The organism is Bradyrhizobium sp. URHA0013, from assembly GCF_000518345.1.
Taxonomy (GTDB): Bacteria; Pseudomonadota; Alphaproteobacteria; order Rhizobiales; family Xanthobacteraceae; genus Bradyrhizobium.
The window spans coordinates 19,266-36,892 of the sequence record NZ_JADK01000003.1 but is presented as its reverse complement, the minus strand read 5'-3'; the positions used below and the strand labels follow the sequence as shown (position 1 = coordinate 36,892).

The following is a 17,627-nucleotide window of genomic DNA, read 5'->3' as shown; positions in this document are numbered from 1 at the left end:
CTCACCTTGCGGATTGCCATGACCGTCTTCCAACTGAAACAGCTCGCATCCTCCTCCGTCCACGCAGCCGCCGACGCGGTCGGCTGGCATTACGACCGCGCCGAGCTGATCGCAGACGGCGTGATCCACGCGATCGGCGTGCTCTGCGGCATCATTGCCGCGACCGTGCTGGTGGTGCTGACGGTGCTCTTTGCCGACGCGACCGACATCGTCGGCGTCACGATCTACGTCGCCGGCCTGCTCTCGATGCTGGTGTTGTCGGCGACCTATAATCTCTGGCCGGTCTCGCCGGCCAAATGGCTGCTGCGGCGCTTCGACCATTCGGCGATCTATCTCCTGATCGCGGCGACCTACACGCCATTCATCCTGGAGGTGAAGGACAGTGGGGTCGCGCTGGTGCTGCTCGCCGGCGTCTGGTGCGTGGCACTCCTCGGCATCGTGCTGAAACTTCTCTACCCTGGGCGGTTCGACCGCGTCGCGGTCGGCATCTACCTCGCGATGGGCTGGAGCGGCATCATGCTCTACGATTCCGTGGTCAAGGCGCTGCCTGCGCTGGTGCTGGGCTTCATCCTTGCGGGTGGACTGCTCTACAGCTTTGGCGTGATCTTCCATGCCTGGCGGCGGCTGCGCTTCCAGAATGCGATCTGGCACGGCTTTGTCTTGGCCGGCGCGGCGTGCCATTATACCGCGGTGCTCGACCTCGTGTTGAGCTGAGCAAGCTCCGCGAAGCGGAATAAGCCAAAACGGTATAAGACAAGAGGAGACGTCGCATGCAGGTGACCGGCAAGGTCGTGGTCGTCACGGGCGGCGCCAACGGCATCGGCAAGGCGCTCTGCGAGGCCTTTCACAAGGCCGGTGCGGCCAAGGTCGTCGTCGCCGACATGGACGCGGACAACGCAAGGGCAGTCGCTGCCACGGTGGATGGCGCGGCCTTCAAATGCGATGTCGCGCAGGAAAAGGATATTGCCCACGTCATCGAGGAGACCGAGCGGCAGTTCGGCCCGATCGAATTGTTCTGCTCCAATGCCGGCATCGGCGGCGGCTTCGACCCGATGTCGGTCAATGCCGGCGGGGCCTCGGATGAGCCTTGGCAGCGCAGCTGGGCTATCCATGTCATGGCGCATGTCTATGCGGCGCGGCATCTGATCCCGCGCATGAAGGCGCGCGGCGGCGGCTATTTCCTCAACACGATCTCGGCCGCGGGACTGCTGTCGCAGGTCGGCAGTCCGGCTTACTCCACCACCAAACATGCCGCGGTCGGCTTTGCCGAAAATCTCGCGATCTCTCACAAGGCGCACAACATCCGTGTCTCGATCCTCTGCCCCCAGGGCGTCGATACCAACATGCTGCGTTCGATCCCCAAGGGCCCGCAATCCGGCGACGGCGACCTCTCGCCCGAGCAGGTCGCCAAGGACGTGCTCGCCGGCCTCGAACAGGAGACGTTCCTGATCCTGCCGCACCCGCAGGTGCTCGGCTACATGCGCAAGAAGACCGAGAATTACGACCGCTGGATCGGCGGCATGGCCAAGATCCAGGCCAGGATGCGCGACGAGTTCGGGACGTAGGGAAGAGGCGCGCCACGACCTCCGGTGTCGTCCTGGCGAAGGCCAGGACCCATACCGCGAGGTCTACCGACCTTGCCGTGGTAGCAGTACCGAGCGACAAGTCTTCGCCAAACTACTCCCTGGGGTAATGGGTCCTGGCTTTCGCCAGGACGACGGCATGAAGCGCAGTGCGCCCCTAATGCTTCTGCCCGTACAGCACCGGCACCGCCGAATCCACGATCACCTCGACGAGGCTGGTCCCTTCGAATGCCATCCCGCGCTTGAGCGCTTCGCCCAGCTCGGCTGCCTTGCTCACCCGCACCGCGTGGCAACCCATGCCCTCGGCGAGCCGGACGAAATCGATCCCCGGCAGCTCCAGTCCCGGCACGTTCCTCACCTGCATCACCTGGCTGAATGAGCGCATCGCGCCGTAGCCGGAATTGTTGATGACGAAGATGGTGAGCGGCAGCTTGCGCTGCGCGGCGGTCCAGAGTGCCTGGATCGAATACATCGCCGAGCCGTCGCCGATCAGGCACACCGTGCGGCTGTTCGGCTTGCCGAGCGCCATGCCGACCGCGGCCGGCAGCGAGTAGCCGAGGCCGCCGCTCGCCATGGTGTAAAAACTGTCCTGGCCGCGCATCGGCATGAACTTTTGCATCGCCGGCCGGTGCGAGGGAATTTCCTCGACCAGCGACGCGCCGTCCGGCATCGCCTGCGACAGCGAATGCAGCAGGAATTCGACCGGTAGCGGATCGGCGGCCTGCGGGGCCGCCGGCAGCGTTCGCCCCTTCGGTGCTGCGCGCTTGCTCTCGGGCAAGAGGTCGAGCAGCATCGCGAGCGCCGGCTTCATCGTCGCGATGATGCTGGTTCCGACCGGCGTCACCGCTGCGGCATCCGCGTCATCGGTGATCTGAAAGATCGTCGCGCCGCCGTCGAAGATCGCGGCGTGGCCTTCGACGTGGAAGGTGAACACCGGCGCGCCGATCACGACGACGAGGTCGTGCTCGCGTAGCGCGTCGGACAATTGCGCCGGCGAGGCATGCAGGAAGCCGGCGAACTGAGGATGGCGTTCCGGGAATGAGCAGCGCGCCGAAAACGGGCTGACCCAGACGCTGGCCCTGGCCTTCTCGGCCACGCGCACCATCAGGTCGACCGCGCCGGCACGATCGACACCGGGGCCGACGACGAGGGCAGGGTGCTTGGCTGAACCGAGCGCGGTGACCAGCGCCTTCATCGCGTCAGCCTCGGGCCCGATCTCGCGGCTGACCTTGCGGGCTTCGATGGGAGCTGCCGCATGCGCCCAGTCGTCGACCGGGATCGAGACGAAAGTCGGCCCGCAGGGCGGCTGCATCGCGGTGTAATAGGCGCGCGCGATCGCGGCCGGCACGTCCTCGGGACGCGCCGGCTCCACGCTGTACTTCACATAAGGCCTCGGGAATTCGGACGCACGCTCCGCATACAGGAATGCCTGCAACGGCAGGATCGAGCGCGCCTGCTGGCCCGCGGTGATCACCAGCGGCGTCTGGTTGCGATGCGCGGTGTAGATGTTGCCGAGCGCGTTGCCGACGCCGGCGGCCGAATGCAGATTGACGAAGCCGGCATTGCGCGTCGCCTGCGCATAACCGTCGGCCATGCCGACCGCGGACGCTTCCTGAAGCGCGAGCACGTAGTCGATGTCGTCGGGCCAGTCGCTCAGGAACGGCAGCTCGGTCGAGCCGGGGTTGCCGAACACGCGTCTGATGCCGAAGGAGCGCAGCAGGTCGAGTGTCGCCTGCTTGACGGTGACGGATTTGCTGCCGCTCTTGCCGTTCTTCGCCATGGTTTCTGTTCCCTGATGTTTATCGGCGCTGCTAACCCAGCCGTCATTGCGAGCGCAGCGAAGCAATCCAGAATGCCGCCGCGGTGACAGTCTGGATTGCTTCGTCGCTTCGCTCCTCGCAATGACGAGGAGAGACTATCACCACACTGCCGTCCCCTTCATCGTCGGCTGCCCCTCCGCGTTCGCGGTCCACAGCTCCATGCCATCAGCGGTCTCGTTGGCGTTGATGGAGAACTCGCTGCCCTCGAACAGCGGCTGCACCCCGCGATAGGTGAACTTCTTCGGAGCCTTGCCGCCGCGCAGCTTCGCCGCCATCTCGATGATGAACGTCGCCTGCAACGGCCCGTGGAAGATCAGGCCCGGATAGCCCTCGACCTTGGTGACGTAATCGCGGTCGTAATGGATGCGGTGACCGTTGAAGGTCAGCGCGGAATATCGAAACAGCAGCACGGGGTCGGAGACATGGGTCTCGCGATGCTGCGCCTTCGGCGGCGGAGGCGGCGCCTTTGCCGACGCGGACGTGGTCGTCATCTCGCGATAAACGATGTCCTGCCGCTCGCGGATGGCGATGCCGCGCGGCGAGGAGATGCTGTGCTCGACCGAGACGAAGCACAGCGTGCCGGTCGATCCCGTCTTCACCTGCACGTCCGCAATGCGCGAGCTCCGCGTCGATTCATCGCCGACGCGCAGCGGCTGCAGGAACTCGATCTCGCCGCCGGCCCACATCCGGCGCGGCAGCGGCACCGGCGGCAGGAAGCCGCCGCGGGTGGGGTGGCCGTCGGGGCCGAGCATCGACATCGGAAACACCGGCTGCGCCAGGCACCAATGCACCGTGAACGGCGCCGCATCGCCCGGCTTGGGCGAACCGACCTCCTGGAACAGCGTCGCGCGCAAACCCTTCACGAGCTGCGCGGTGACGGTGTCGGTGGCCTCTTCGCTGCGGCCGATCCATTGCCTGAGATGATCGATGTCGAGCTGCTCGGTCATGACGCCTCGCTCTTGTTATTTTTTGGATTGGGGATTTTCGCCGATCGCCGGCACGGCACCATAGCTGCGCGTCTCGCCGACGATGATCGGCGCCGGCGCGGGATAGCTGACGCGTCCTTGCGGGGTGTCGACCTCGATGCGGCGCAGATGCGGATGCTTGGTGAGGTCCGCCATGGTGTTGACCTCGGCAAAGGCGATGTCGGCATCGGACAGCCGCTTGAGCAGTTCGTCGCGCGTCATCCTGGCGAAGGCATCCGCGACCGTCTTGTCGGTGAAGTCGCGGTTGCGCACGCGCTCGACCATGTTGGCAACGCGCGGATCGGCGGGCAGATCCGGCTGGTCCAGCACCTTTGCGCAGAGCGTCTTCCACTCGCGCTCGCTCTGGATCGAGATCAGGATGTCCTTGCCGTCGCTCGACGTGAACACGCCATAGGGCGCGATCGAGGGATGGCGGAGCCCCATGCGCTTGGGCGGATTGCCGGCTTCCGAGTTGAGCAACGGCACCGTGCACCAGTCCGCCATCACGTCGAACATGGAGATGCGGATGTCGGCGCCCTTGCCGGTGCGTCCGCGCCCGATCAGCGCCTCCAGGATCGCCGCATGCGCGGTGGCGCCGGTCGCGACATCGACGATGGACATGCCGACGCGCGAGGCGCCGTCGGGATTGCCGGTGATCGAGGCAAGGCCGCTCTCGGCCTGGATCAGGAGGTCGTAGGCCTTGCGGTGCGCATAGGGGCCCTCGTCGCCATAGCCGGTGATCGTGCACGAGATCAGTTTTGGATAGTCCTTCAGCAGCCGCTCGCGCGAAAAGCCAAGCTTGTCCATCGAGCCCGGCTTGAGATTCTGGATCAGCACGTCGGCGCTTGCGATCAGTCGCTCCAGCTCGGCGCAGCCTTCCTTGGTGGCGAGATCGACCACCGCCGATTGCTTGCCGCGGTTGAGCCACACAAAATAGCTGCTCTGGCCCTTGGCCGCCGCGTCGTAGCCGCGGGCGAAATCGCCTTCGGGCCGCTCGATCTTGATGACTTCCGCGCCGGCATCCGCCAGCCGCGACGAGCAGAACGGGGCCGCCACCGCCTGCTCGACCGCGATCACCCTGATCCCGTCAAGTGCTCCCATGGTGCTGCCTCAGTACGAGCGGGGCATGCCGAGCACGTGCTCGGCGATGAAGGACAGCACGAGGTTGGTCGAGATCGGCGCCACCTGATAGAGCCGCGTCTCGCGGAATTTGCGCTCGACGTCGTACTCCTCGGCGAAGCCGAAGCCGCCATGGGTCTGGACGCAGGCATTCGCCGCTTCCCACGACGCATCGGCCGCGAGCATTTTTGCCATGTTGGCCTCCGCGCCGCAGTCGAGCCCGGCCTCGTATTTGCGCGTCGCTTCCTTCACCATCAACTCGGCCGCGCGCATCGCGGCGTAGGCCTTGGCGATCGGGAACTGGATGCCTTGGTTCTGGCCGATCGGCCGGCCGAAAACGCTGCGCTCCTTGGCGTAATTGGTGGCCTTCGCAATGAACCATTTGGCATCGCCGACGCATTCGGCCGCGATCAGGATGCGCTCGGCATTCATGCCGGAGAGGATGTAGCGAAAACCCTTGCCCTCTTCGCCAATCAGATTCTCCGCCGGCACCTTCATGTCGGTAAAGAACACTTCGGTGGTGGCGTGGTTCATCATGGTGCGGATCGGGCGGATCTCGAGGCCCTTGTTCTTGGCCTCGCGCATGTCGACGATGAACACCGAAAGTCCATCCGTGCGCTTCTTGACCTGGTCCTTCGGCGTGGTGCGCGCCAGCAGAAGCATCAGGTCGGAATGTTCGGCGCGGCTGGTCCAGATTTTCTGGCCGTTGACGACGTAGCCGGCATTGCCGTCCTTGCGTGCGAAGGTCTTCAGCGAGGTGGTGTCGGTGCCGCTGGTCGGCTCGGTGACGCCGAAGGCTTGCAGCCGCAATTCGCCGCTCGCGACCTTCGGCAGGTATTTTGCCTTCTGCTCGTCATTGCCGTGCCGCAGCACGGTGCCCATCGTGTACATCTGGGCGTGGCAGCCGCCGCCGTTGCAGCCCGCGCGCTGGATCTCTTCGAGGATCGCGGCGGCCGCAGAAAGCTTCAGGCCTGCGCCGCCATATTCCTCGGGGATCAGCACCGAGAGATAGCCGGCCTCGGTCAGCGCGTCGACGAAAGCCTTGGGGTAGGCCATCTCACGGTCGAGCTTGCGCCAGTATTCGCCGGGAAACTGCGCGCAGAGCTTTGCGACGGCTTCGCGGATGTCGGCGTGATCTTCGGTGTGGTGTTCTTCACTCATGGGGTTTCCCGTATGTGCGGCAGTTAAGATAACGCCGGCCGATCCTCTGGCGTTGTGAAAACAATGCCAGCCCCCTATGCTCATTTGCTATAGCGTATGGAGTAGCCTTCCAGGATTGGCAAGCATGGATTTCCGTCAGCTCAGGACCTTCAGTTGCGTGGCGGAGCTCGGCAGCCTCTCCAAGGCGTCCGACACGTTGCGTGTGGCGCAGCCCGCGCTGTCCAGGCAGATCAAGCTCCTGGAACACGAACTGCGTACGGAATTGTTCACCCGCAACGGCCGCGGCATGGTGCTCACGGATGCCGGCCGCCTGTTGCTGGCGCGCACCTCCGGCATCGTGCGGCAGATCGACCAGATCCGCGACGACATCCAGTCGTCCAAGGGGCCGCCGTCCGGCCAGGTCGTGCTCGGCCTGGTCCCGACCGTGAGCTGCGTGCTGTCGGCGCGCTTCGCGCGGCGCTGCGTCGAGAAATTTCCCGGCATTTCGCTGCGCATCGTCGAGAGCTACAGCGGCCATCTCGTCGAATGGCTGCACCGCGGCGAGATGGATCTCGCCATCCTCTACGGCCGCTCCGCCGATCTGCATCTCAACGTGGAGAGCCTCGGTCGCGACAACATCGTCGCGGTGGGTCCGCGCGGCTGCGGCCTCGCGCGCAAGAAGAGCGTCGATGTCGGCTGGCTGCTGCGGCAACGGCTGGTGCTGCCCAGTCATTCCCACGGCCTCCGTGCGCTGATCGAGCATGCGGCGGCCCAGCGCAAGATCAAGCTCAACGTCCAGCTCGAAGCGGATTCGTTCCGCGTGCTCACGAGTCTCGTCGAGGAAGGCCTCGGCTTCGCGCTGCTGCCGCCCTCGTCGGTCCACGGCGAGGTCGCGGATGGGCGGCTGGAAACGGCTGTCGTCTCGAAGCCGATGACGCGCGAGCTCATATTCGCCTCTCCGATCGACCGTCCGGTCTCGACGGCCTCGGTTGCAGTCACCGCCCTCCTGCGCGAGGAAGTCGCCGCCTGCCGCAAGGAAGGCGTGTGGGACATCAGGTTGAGTTAGATGTGCCGGTGTCGTAGACCAGTCGCGCGCGATCTCGCCTTCGCATCTGGCGCGAGCTGTCATGCCGGAATTTTATAGCCGGGTATTCCCGCGTTCACCGCTGGGGCCTCGAGGCGCACAAGTCGCCGAAACCTCGTCATTGCGAGCGCAGCGAAGCAATCCAGCAATCTTTCCGCCGTGGCAGTCTGGATTGCTTCGTCGCAAGGGCTCCTCGCAATGACGGAGGATGAGCCTACCCCGGAATCCTCACCGGCAGCGACTCATACCCCTTGATGAAGCTCGAATAGATCCGCTTGGGCTCGCCGACCACCTCGATCCGGTCGAAGCGCTTCAGCATCTCTTCCCAGACGATCTTGAGCTGGAGCTCGGCGAGGCGCATGCCGACGCAGCGGTGGATGCCGAAGCCGAAGGAGAGGTGGGTGCGCGGCCGCGGGCGATCGATGACGAACTCGTTCGGCCGCTCGAACATCTCCTCGTCGCGGTTGCCGGAGACGTACCACATCACGACGCGGTCGCCCTTCTTGATGTGCTTGCCGCCAACTTCAGTGTCCTGCAGTGCGGTGCGCCGCATATGCGCGAGCGGGGTCTGCCAGCGGATCACTTCGGGCACCATGGAATCGATCAGTTCCGGGTTGGCGCGCAGCCTGTCGTACTGCTCCGGGTTCTCGTTCAGCGCCAGCACCGAGCCCGTCATGGTATTGCGCGTGGTATCGTTGCCGCCGACGATGAGCAGGATGATGTTGCCCATGAGATTGTCGGGATCCATGAACCGCGTGGCGTCGTTGTGCGCCATCAGCGACAACAAATCGTTGCGCGGGGCGGAGTTGACGCGCTCGTTCCAGAGCTTGGACATGTAGGCGTAGCATTCATCCATCTCGCGACGGCGCTCTTCGGCCGAAGCCACGATGCCGCTCTTGGGCAGCGCGGTCGCGACATCGGACCAGCGCGTCAGCTTGCGCCGTTCTTCCCAGGGAAAGTCGAACAGGGTGGCGAGCATCTGCGTCGTCAGCTCGATCGAGACCCGCTCGACGAAATTGAAGGTCTCGTTGCGCGGCAGATTGTCCAGCACGGTCTGCGAGCGTTGGCGGATCAGTTTCGCCAGCTCGTCCAGATGCGTCGGCGTGAACATCGGCGACACCGTCTTGCGCTGCGACGAATGACGCGGCTGGTCCATGGCGATGAAGCTCGGCCAGTCATAACCTTCCGGCACGTCGCGGATCCCGATGCCGCCGAGCGTTGAATCGGAGGAGAACAGGCCGTGGTTGGTATCGACATGCATGATGTCGTCGTACTTCACCACCGACCAATACGGCTCGATCGGCGCATTGGTGCAGTAATGCACCGGCTCTTCCTTGCGCAGCCGCTCGAACCACGGCCACAGGGTGTCGTCCTGGAACAGCCTGGGCGCGCCCGGGTGGAACTGCGCCAGCGGGGTCGCATAGGCCTCCTCGCGCGCCCTGCGCATGCGTTCTGCCTTGTCCACTTGAACCGGCGCTTGGATGTTCATGGTGGTTGCTCCAGTTGCTTGCTCAACCTCTCCCGCGTGCGGGAGAGGGGGCGCAGCTTCCTTGTGGACGTGTCGAACTCATCTTTGCGAATCTAAGCCGCGATCTTCACCGGCAAGGTTTCGAGACCCTTCACGAAACTCGAATAGACCCGCTTGGGTTCGCCGACCACCTCGATGTGGTCGAATCGCTTGAGGATCTCTTCCCAGATAATCTTGAGCTGGAGTTCGGCAAGCCGCAAGCCGACGCAGCGGTGGATGCCGAAGCCGAACGAGAGATGCGTGCGCGGGCGGGCGCGGTCAATGATGAATTCGTAGGGCTTTTCGATCGCGTCGGCGTCGCGGTTGCCCGAAACGTACCACATCACGACCTTGTCACCTTTCTTGATCTGCTTGCCGCGGAACTCGAAGTCCGCAAGCGCGGTGCGGCGCATATGGGCCAGCGGCGTCTGCCAGCGGATCACTTCCGGCACGAAGCTGTCGAGCAGCGCGGGGTTTTCGCGCAGCTTGCGATATTGCTCCGGATGCTGGCTGAGTGCGTCGAGCGATCCGGACATGGTGTTGCGAGTGGTGTCGTTGCCGCCGACGATCAAAAGGATGAGATTGCCAAGAAAGTTCTTCGCGTCCATGTCGCGCGTCGCGGCACCATGCGCCATCATCGACAACAGGTCGCTCTTGGGCGGCTGCTCGATGCGCTCCTTCCACAGCCGCGCGAAATAGCCCGCGCATTCCGTCAGCTCGGCCTGACGCTCGTCTTCGGTGGCGACGAGGCCGTCGGGTCCGGGAATGGTGGTCGCGATGTCCGACCAGCGCGTCAGCTTGCGCCGGTCCTCCCAGGGGAAGTCGAACAGCACGGCGAGCATCTGCGTGGTGAGCTCGATCGAGACGCGGTCGACCCAGTCGAACACCTCGCCACGCGGGAGATTGTCCAGGCACTCGGCCGAGCGCTTGCGGATGCTCAGCGCGAGATTGTCCAGATGCGTCGGCGTGAACATCGGCGCCACGGTCTTGCGCTGCGCCGCGTGACGCGGCGGGTCCATAGAGATGAAGCTCTCGCGGCGCAGTTCCGGATCGATGTCGCGGATGGTGATGCCGCCGAGCGAGGAGGCCGAGGAGAACACCGAATGATTGGTCTCGAGCTCCATGATGTCGTTGTAGCGCGTCACCGACCAATACGGGCCGAACATCGAGTCCTTGCAATAGTGCACGGGATCTTCGCGGCGCAGGCGATCGAAATAGGGCCAGAACGTATCGGTCCTGAACAGCTCGGGGTCGCCCGGATCGAACTGCTCCAGCGGCAGTGACGTTGCGCGTGCGCGTAACGCGTCGAGCTTCGCCGCGCTTTCGATGGTCCCATGCATGACCGCTCTCCCTGACATGAACCGCGCGTTCTCGTTGAATTCTGCGCTGCGGTATTTGATTTGCAATTACAGCCGGTTGTCTGCGCCGGAGCAAGGGAGAGTTTTGCCACATGGGTGTGATGTAGCCCGGATGGAGCGGAGCGAAATCCGGGATTCGGTCCGCCACTGCCGCTGTCCCGGATTGCGCTGCGCTCCATCCGGGCTACGAGGCCATTGATCCAACAACGTGATCTCGCGCACGCCCTCGGCCGTGAAATCGTTCCAGAAATCGACCGGAATCGAGCTAAATCGAACCCGCCCATCTTGGGGATCGACTAATCTCTGATCTATAAGTTTGATCGAACCAGGTCCGCACCCCGAGGTTGCCGCCGTGAACGACATGCAATGGGCCCCCATCGGCTCCGAACCCTTACCCCCGCCGCTGCCGCCCACGCGGGTCGATTTCACCGGCAACCGTACCGAGTTTCGCAAATTGGTCACCAAGGGTGCCATGCTCGAGCTCGTCACCTTCGGCTTCTACCGGTTCTGGCTCGTCACCGACATCCGCCGTCATCTGTGGGCGAACACCGCGGTTGATGGCGACGCCGCCGAATATACCGGGCGGGCCAAGGAGCTCCTGGTCGGCTTCCTGTTCGCGCTCGCGATCCTGGTGCCGATCTACCTCGCTTACTTCCTTGTCGGTATCGAGTTCGAGCGCTGGCAGGGCTTTGCCTCGACGCCGCTGTTCATCAGCTTCTACGCCTTCGGTCAGTTTGCGATCTTTCGCGCGCGGCGCTATCGCCTGACGCGCACGGTCTGGCGCGGCGTGCGGTTCTGGATGGACGGATCGGGCTGGGCCTATTCGTTCCGCGCCATGCTGTGGGGCTTGCTGGTGTTCCTGACGCTCGGGCTCGCATTGCCGTGGCGCGAGGCCTCGCTCGAACGCTACAAGATGCGGCACACTCATTACGGCGATTTGCGCGGCGATTTCAAAGCCGACGGCTGGACGTTCTTCAAGCGCGCCTGGTGGCTGTGGCTGCTGAGCCCGATCGCAATGGTGATCTTTCCGCTGGCGCCGTTCTTCTATGCCGAATTCAAGGCGCGCGAGTGGCGCTGGTGGCTCGACGGCATCCGCATCGGCGACGTCAGCCTGTCCTCGCAACTGCCGCACAACGCATTCTACGGCCTGTACTGGAAAGTGATCGGCTGGTGGACGCTGCTCTCGGCCATCTTCGCCGCCTATATCGGCGGAGCGACCATGCTCGTGGTCACGCTGAGTGGTCTTTCGGTCGAGCAGGCGTTGGGGCCCGGCAATGCCGGCAAGAGCATCCAGACACTGGTGATGATGGTCATCGGCTACCTCGCTCTAGCCCTGGCCCTCAACATCGTCATGCGGGTCTATCTCCAGCGCGATCTCTGGGCCAAGGTGCTGGAAACGGTCGATGTGCACAACATCGCCGCAGCCGCGGATGTGCGCGGCAGCGCCGAGCTTGCCAGCGCGCTGGGCGAAGGCTTTGCCGATGGACTCGATGTCGCGGGATTCTGAGCTGTGAGTGACGTATTCGCTGAGGCCCCGGCGCAATCCGCAAAGCCGACCATCTTCTTCGACGGCGTGTCGAGCCGCAGGCGGCAGGTGACGCTGACGCTCAGTGACGCGCTCGAGATTCTCGAAGAGGGTGCGCCCGTTCGCTGGGCCTATGCCGACATCCGCCGGGCCGACAGCCCGCCTGGCATTTTGCGGCTCGCCTGCGCTTCCGCGCCGCCGCTGGCGCGGCTGGAAATCCGCGACGCTGTGCTCGCCTCGGACGTGACCGCGCGCTGCATGCGGCTCGACGACCACCAGACCTCGCGCCGTGGCGTCGCAAAGATCGTCGGCTGGTCGATGGCAGCCGCCGTCTCCATCGTCTGCGTCGTGCTGTTCGGGGTGCCGCTCGCTGCCGACCGCCTCGCGCCGCTGGTGCCGAAACCGATCGAGCGCCGTATTGGCGATGCGTCGGAGGTTCAGGTGAAGACCATCTTCGGCCGCAATGCGTGCGAGGATGCGGCGGGGAAGGCGGCCTTCATCAAGCTGGTCAACCGCCTGCGCGATGCCGCCAGCCTGGACGACGATTCCATGACCGCGGGCGTGCTGCCGACTCCGGTGCCGAACGCGTTCGCGCTGCCGGGCGGCAAGGTCTTCGTGCTGAAGGGCCTGCTCGACAAGGCCGAAAGCCCGGACGAGCTTGCCGGCATCCTCGCCCACGAACTCGGTCATCTCAAGCATTACGACAACATGCGCGGCCTGATCTATAACGGCGGCACCTCGTTCCTGATCGGCCTATTGTTCGGCGACGTCACCGGCTCGAGCGCCGCGATCTTCGCCTCGCGCAGCGTGGTCGAGGCGTCCTATTCGCGTGAGGCCGAGACCGCTGCGGATACGTTTGCCATCGAGATCATGCACAAGCTCGGCCGCTCGCCCAAACCCGCGGCGGAACTGATGTTCCGCATCACCGGCAAGGAAGGCGGCGGCCTCGCGTCGATCCTGGCGAGCCATCCACTGACCGAGGACCGCCTCGCGCGCATGACGAAGGAGGATCGCCCCGCGAGCGGCCCGCCGCTGCTGACGGATGCGGAGTGGCAGGCGCTGAAGGGGATCTGCGGCAGCGGCAAGATCTGAATCTCTTGCCGCCGACGCGTCGGGCCCCGCGCCAAATCACCAATCGGCGAGGAACGATCCGTCGGGGTCTGGTTATCCCCGATAGACAGCGGGAAGTTCCTCATGGCTTACGGTCGTTTCGTCACGATGATCGCGGCTTCCACCGTGATCATGTTCGCTCTGATGTATCTCAACACCTTCGCTCTGGATCACGTCTGGAACAGCCAGACCCGGACGTGGATGGCGTTGCTGATGGGCGCGGTCATGGCCGCCGTGATGCTCGCTTTCATGTGGGGCATGTACAGGAACCGTACGGCGAACGTCGCCATTCTGGCTGCCAGCGCTGTCGTGTTTGCGGTTTCGCTCTGGCTCGTTCGTAGCCAGCAGACCGTGACCGACGTTGCCTATATGCAGGCGATGATCCCGCATCATTCCATCGCGGTTCTCACCAGCGAGCGCGCGCACATCAGGGATCCCCGAGTCCGCAAGCTGGCCGACGACATCATCGAAGCCCAGGTGCGGGAGATCGGCGAAATGGAACGGTTGATCGCCGACCTCAAGGAGAAGCCCGCGCCCGCGGATGCGAAGGATCTGCCTCCGCGGCCGCCGACCTGACGGAGCGGCCTCGTATCACTTTGCCGGGGCGGTCGGATTGGTTGAGCCCGTGGTGACGCTCGGCGCGTTGTTCGGACTGGTGGTTGTGGTCTGCGGACCGACGTCGCGTCCATTGTAGAAGAAGACGGCTGCGACTACAGCGATCACGAAGATCGCCCCGATCGCCCAGCCCACCGGGCTGTTGCGGCGTGCTCTGTCTGCTCTGCGGTCATCCTGATAGGTCATCGTGCTCTCCATGGTAGAGCAGGAAAACCTTGCGCGAGCGAAGCTGTTCCTAATGTGACGCGGTTTGCAGGCCGACGCTTATCTTGTGCCGTAGGCGCGGTCGCCGGCGTCGCCGAGGCCCGGCAGGATAAAGCCGTTCTCGTCGAGACCTTCGTCGACTGCGGCCGTCCAGATCGGGACGTCCGGATGCAGTCCGCGCAGCCGTTCGAGCCCTTCGGGGGCGGCGATCAGGCAGGCGAGGCGAATGTCCTTGGCGCCGCGCTCCTTCAGCCGGTCGATTGCGGCCACAGCCGTGTTGGCGGTCGCAACGACCGGCGTCACCACGATCGCCAGGCGTTCGCTGAGATCGGACGGCGACTTGAAGAAGTATTCGACCGCCGCAAAACTGTGCGGCTCACGATAGAGGCCGATATGTGCGACGCGCGCCGTCGGCACCAGATCCATCATGCCGTCGACGAAGGTGGTGCCGGCGCGCAGCATCGGCACGAAGACCAGCTTCTTGCCCGCGATCTTGGCCGAATGCATCGTCGCCAGCGGCGTTTCGATGACGGTATCGGCGAGCGGCAGGTCGCGCGTCACCTCGTAGCACAGGAGCATGCCGATCTCCTTGATCAGCTCCCGAAACGATTTGGTCGAGATCGATTTGTCCCGCACCAGGGTCAGCTTGTGCTGCACCAGCGGATGATCGACGATCGTGACGCCTTGCATGACGGGATGCTCCTGAAATTGATCGATGCGCAATGCGATGCGTCTGGATTACGCGTTAGAAAACGGTCCCGTCGCTGATCACCTTGAGCGGCGGCGAACCGTCGGGGCGGCGCGCGAAGGCGATGGCGCGGCCCGCGGCCCAGGTGCCGCCTTCCAGAATGCTGGCGAGCGGCAATGTCTCAGGGGTGCGGCCGAGTTTGGCGCGGACCAGTTCGGCGAGCCGGTCCAGCAGCGCCACGGTCAGCGCGCGCCACTCGACGACGAGCAGGGAGTCCACCGCATGCGCACGTTCGGCGTCGGCGGCGTCGCGCAGGCGCAACACCTCGTGATCGACGAACAGGCCGCCATTGCGGTATTCGGCAAGCCCGGTCAGGCCGTCGATGTCGGTGACGTCAAACCCGGCGCGCTGGAGCGGCTCGATCAGCGAATAGCTCAGCCATTGCGACAGCTTGTGCAGGGGCACGAGGCCCGAGGTCGCATCGCTGGCCTTGATTGCCGGATGGCGCCAGCAATCGCCGAGCGGAATTCCGGCAAGCTCCAGTCGCGACGGCCAGATCGGTCCGAGCTGGTTCAGAACCGCCGACAGAATCGCGGGTGCGGGAACAGCGCCGCCCTTCGCCCGTGCCGCGATGTGATCGAACAGCCCGCCCGGCCGCGGCGTATCGTGCGCGCCGAACACGTCCGCGCGCTCCGTCACCAGCTTGCCCAGGCGTCGCAGCAGATCGGTCCGCCCTTCGAGCCCGAGCAGCGGATTGGCATCGCTCAGCTGAAAGGCGGAGGTGAGGGAGGCGAGGGGCAGTTTAGCAAGGATGTCCGCATCGGCCCTGAAGGGTGCGCGGGGATCGCGGGAAAAAAGACCGCTCGCGAACATGTCGAGGCTTGCAATCGCGAGTCCTTCGGATCGGCCGATGCTCCGTCCCGTCACGGCGTCGCGGTATCGCCACGCCGCACCCGCGCCGGCATCGAGCAGCACGCTGACGATGGCAAGGTCGAACTCCGCGCGTGCCCGTGCCGCGCGATGGGGCCACGGCGCCGCATCCGCAAGCCGCGCCCAGCGATCGACGCCGCCGAGCACGAAATGCCGCCAGCGCGCATGGAACGGAATCTCCAGCGTCGGATAGGCCTCGCGCGTCACGGCGAGAACGGCGTCGGCAACGCGATCCATGCGATCGAGATCGATCGTGAAATGCGTCAGCCCGTCGTTCAGGCCGATCTCGAACATCTCGCCGGCACGCGCGCGAACCGCTGCTGCGCGGAGCAGCGAACGGGCCGGCAATTCCAAAGCGTCTGCCATCAATCGATCAGTATTTTTCCAGCGAACGCCCGACCACGCCATCGACGTCCTTCTCCGGCGCGATGTCGGTGGAGTAATAGCCTGCGGCCTTCTTCGCGGCGATCTCGACATAGGCATCGGCGGGAATGAGCTCGGGCGGGATCGGCACGCGCTCGACGATGTCGATGCCCTGCGAGGTCAATGCGTCATGCTTCATGTCGCTCATCGAGAGGAAGCGGTCGATGCGCTTCAGGCCGAGCCAGTGGATGGTGTCGGGCATCAATTGCTGGAAGCGCGCGTCCTGGACGCCGGCGACGCATTCGGTGCGCTCGAAATAGGCGGCGGCGGCATCGCCGTCTTCCTGGCGCTTGCGTGCGTTGTAGACCAGGAATTTCGTGACCTCGCCGAGCGCGCGGCCTTCCTTGCGGTTGTAGATCACGAGCCCGAGTCCGCCCTCCTGCGCGCCGCGCGCGGATTCCTCGATGCCGTGAATGAGGTAGGGGCGGCAGGTGCAGATGTCGGAGCCGAACACGTCGGAGCCGTTGCACTCGTCATGCACCCGGCAGGTGATCTTGGTGCGATGGTCCGGCAGCTTGGTTACGTCGCCGAACATGTAGACGGTGGTGCCGCCGATCGGCGGCAGAAACACTTTCATGTCCGGCCGGGTCACCAGCTCGGGGAACATGCCGGCGGTCTGCTCGAACAGCGTGCGCCGCAGCTCGGTCTCGTTGGTCGCAAAGCGCTCCGCAAGGCCCGGCAGATACCAGACCGGATCGATCGCGATCTTCACCACCGACACGCTGCCATTGGCATGCACGACGTCGCCGTCGGCGCGCAGGCGCTTGGCGGCGAGCGCCTCGCGGATCTCCGGCAGGTCCAGCCGCGCCCGCGTCACCGCGATGCTTGGCCTGATGTCGATGCCTTCGGCGATGTCCTTGCCGAAATTTTCGGCGACGAGATGCCCCCAGGGATCGAGCGCGACGATCTTGGCGGGATCGCTCCATTGCGGAAACGGGCCGATGGTCGCGGCCGGAAACGTGTTGGTGAGATCGGGGCGTCGGATTGGATCGAGCGCCCCGGCGGACACCGCGAGCGCGCGGTACATCGCATAGGAGCCGCCATGGCTGCCGATCACGTTGCGATCCCCGACGCGCGACACCGTGCCGATGATCGGCCCGCGGGCCCGTGCGTCGGCGGCGCCCCAGTGGATCGGGAATGCAGCTGTCCTGCCCGGCTCCGGATGGGAAGTGAGGCGGATGTGGTCGGTACGGTTCGCGCGGCTCATGACCAAACTCCTAAAAAGCCAACGGCCCGCCGCTCGGACGGGCCTTGGCTCGTCGCGCTGCCGATGCGGAACACCGGCGGCGCGAGCTCAATCCAACATATTGTAGCGGGCAGTCGCGACAGACAAGTTAATCGTGCTGCGCGGGGCGGGGCGGCTCGCGGCCAAATTCCCGTCGTCCCGCAACCCGGCAGCGCCTGCCCGAGTGCCACGCCACCGCGCTGGCGGATCTCGCCGCTATCGCAGTAAGCTTATGAAGTAATTATGGTTTTCTAGTTTTCAAGAGGCGCCGCGCGGCTTGCGTGGCGGGCGTCGAGTTTCCGGACAAAACGTGTCATCAAACCAAACGCCC

General features: G+C 64.8%; 16 protein-coding genes. 6 read left to right on the top strand and 10 right to left on the bottom strand.

Translation table 11 applies throughout. The features are described 5' to 3' along the window. Positions 1-18: 18 nt before the first annotated feature. Positions 19-714, top strand: coding sequence for a hemolysin III family protein (locus tag N551_RS0100185; protein ID WP_027565229.1), 696 nt, complete (start codon positions 19-21; stop codon positions 712-714). 56 nt (positions 715-770) lie between these two features. Continuing rightward, a complete protein-coding gene (locus N551_RS0100180) occupies positions 771-1,565 on the top strand; it encodes an SDR family oxidoreductase (protein WP_027565228.1) in 795 nt (264 codons plus the stop codon). A gap of 175 nt (positions 1,566-1,740) precedes the next feature. On the opposite strand, the gene mdlC is transcribed toward N551_RS0100180, so the two are convergent. The 4 genes from mdlC to N551_RS0100160 form a co-directional block, all read right to left on the bottom strand. Further along, positions 1,741-3,363, bottom strand: coding sequence for a benzoylformate decarboxylase (gene mdlC, locus N551_RS0100175; RefSeq protein ID WP_027565227.1), 1,623 nt, complete (start codon positions 3,361-3,363; stop codon positions 1,741-1,743). 138 nt (positions 3,364-3,501) lie between these two features. Next, on the bottom strand, positions 3,502-4,350 hold the full coding sequence (locus N551_RS0100170) for a MaoC family dehydratase N-terminal domain-containing protein (protein ID WP_027565226.1): 849 nt from the start codon (positions 4,348-4,350) through the stop codon (positions 3,502-3,504). A 15-nt stretch (positions 4,351-4,365) separates the two neighbouring features. Further along, complete coding sequence (locus N551_RS0100165) at positions 4,366-5,469, bottom strand: CaiB/BaiF CoA-transferase family protein (protein WP_027565225.1); 1,104 nt, start codon at positions 5,467-5,469, stop codon at positions 4,366-4,368. 9 nt (positions 5,470-5,478) lie between these two features. Then, positions 5,479-6,648, bottom strand: coding sequence for an acyl-CoA dehydrogenase family protein (locus N551_RS0100160; RefSeq protein WP_007614510.1), 1,170 nt, complete (start codon positions 6,646-6,648; stop codon positions 5,479-5,481). Positions 6,649-6,772: 124 nt separating this feature from the next. On the opposite strand from N551_RS0100160, the gene N551_RS0100155 reads away from it, so the two are divergent. Further along, positions 6,773-7,693, top strand: coding sequence for a LysR substrate-binding domain-containing protein (locus tag N551_RS0100155; RefSeq protein WP_027565224.1), 921 nt, complete (start codon positions 6,773-6,775; stop codon positions 7,691-7,693). Between the two features lie 232 nt (positions 7,694-7,925). Here the strand turns inward: N551_RS0100155 and N551_RS0100150 are convergent, their stop codons facing one another. Together N551_RS0100150 and N551_RS0100145 are read right to left on the bottom strand one after the other, a co-directional pair. Beyond that, on the bottom strand, positions 7,926-9,200 hold the full coding sequence (locus N551_RS0100150; RefSeq protein WP_027565223.1) for a cytochrome P450: 1,275 nt from the start codon (positions 9,198-9,200) through the stop codon (positions 7,926-7,928). 92 nt (positions 9,201-9,292) lie between these two features. Next, on the bottom strand, positions 9,293-10,558 hold the full coding sequence (locus N551_RS0100145) for a cytochrome P450 (protein ID WP_027565222.1): 1,266 nt from the start codon (positions 10,556-10,558) through the stop codon (positions 9,293-9,295). Positions 10,559-10,937: 379 nt separating this feature from the next. On the opposite strand from N551_RS0100145, the gene N551_RS0100140 reads away from it, so the two are divergent. From N551_RS0100140 to N551_RS0100130, 3 genes are all read left to right on the top strand, one after another. After that, entirely contained in the window at positions 10,938-12,083 is a 1,146-nt protein-coding gene (locus N551_RS0100140; RefSeq protein ID WP_027565221.1) for a DUF898 family protein, read from the top strand. Between the two features lie 3 nt (positions 12,084-12,086). Beyond that, positions 12,087-13,193 carry a M48 family metallopeptidase gene (locus N551_RS0100135; protein ID WP_027565220.1) on the top strand — a complete coding sequence of 369 codons (1,107 nt, stop codon included), beginning with the start codon at positions 12,087-12,089 and terminating at the stop codon, positions 13,191-13,193. A 102-nt stretch (positions 13,194-13,295) separates the two neighbouring features. Next, entirely contained in the window at positions 13,296-13,787 is a 492-nt protein-coding gene (locus N551_RS0100130) for a DUF305 domain-containing protein (RefSeq protein WP_027565219.1), read from the top strand. Between the two features lie 15 nt (positions 13,788-13,802). On the opposite strand, the gene N551_RS0100125 is transcribed toward N551_RS0100130, so the two are convergent. The 4 genes from N551_RS0100125 to N551_RS0100110 form a co-directional block, all read right to left on the bottom strand. Next, complete coding sequence (locus N551_RS0100125; protein ID WP_027565218.1) at positions 13,803-14,012, bottom strand: hypothetical protein; 210 nt, start codon at positions 14,010-14,012, stop codon at positions 13,803-13,805. A 78-nt stretch (positions 14,013-14,090) separates the two neighbouring features. Further along, the gene (gene upp, locus N551_RS0100120) at positions 14,091-14,720 is read right to left on the bottom strand and encodes a uracil phosphoribosyltransferase (protein ID WP_007614501.1); all 630 of its coding nucleotides are present in this window, start codon (positions 14,718-14,720) and stop codon (positions 14,091-14,093) included. A 55-nt stretch (positions 14,721-14,775) separates the two neighbouring features. Next, positions 14,776-16,014 carry a URC4/urg3 family protein gene (locus N551_RS0100115; RefSeq protein ID WP_027565217.1) on the bottom strand — a complete coding sequence of 413 codons (1,239 nt, stop codon included), beginning with the start codon at positions 16,012-16,014 and terminating at the stop codon, positions 14,776-14,778. A gap of 7 nt (positions 16,015-16,021) precedes the next feature. Continuing rightward, positions 16,022-17,278, bottom strand: coding sequence for a GTP cyclohydrolase II (locus N551_RS0100110; RefSeq protein WP_027565216.1), 1,257 nt, complete (start codon positions 17,276-17,278; stop codon positions 16,022-16,024). Positions 17,279-17,627 lie beyond the last annotated feature (349 nt).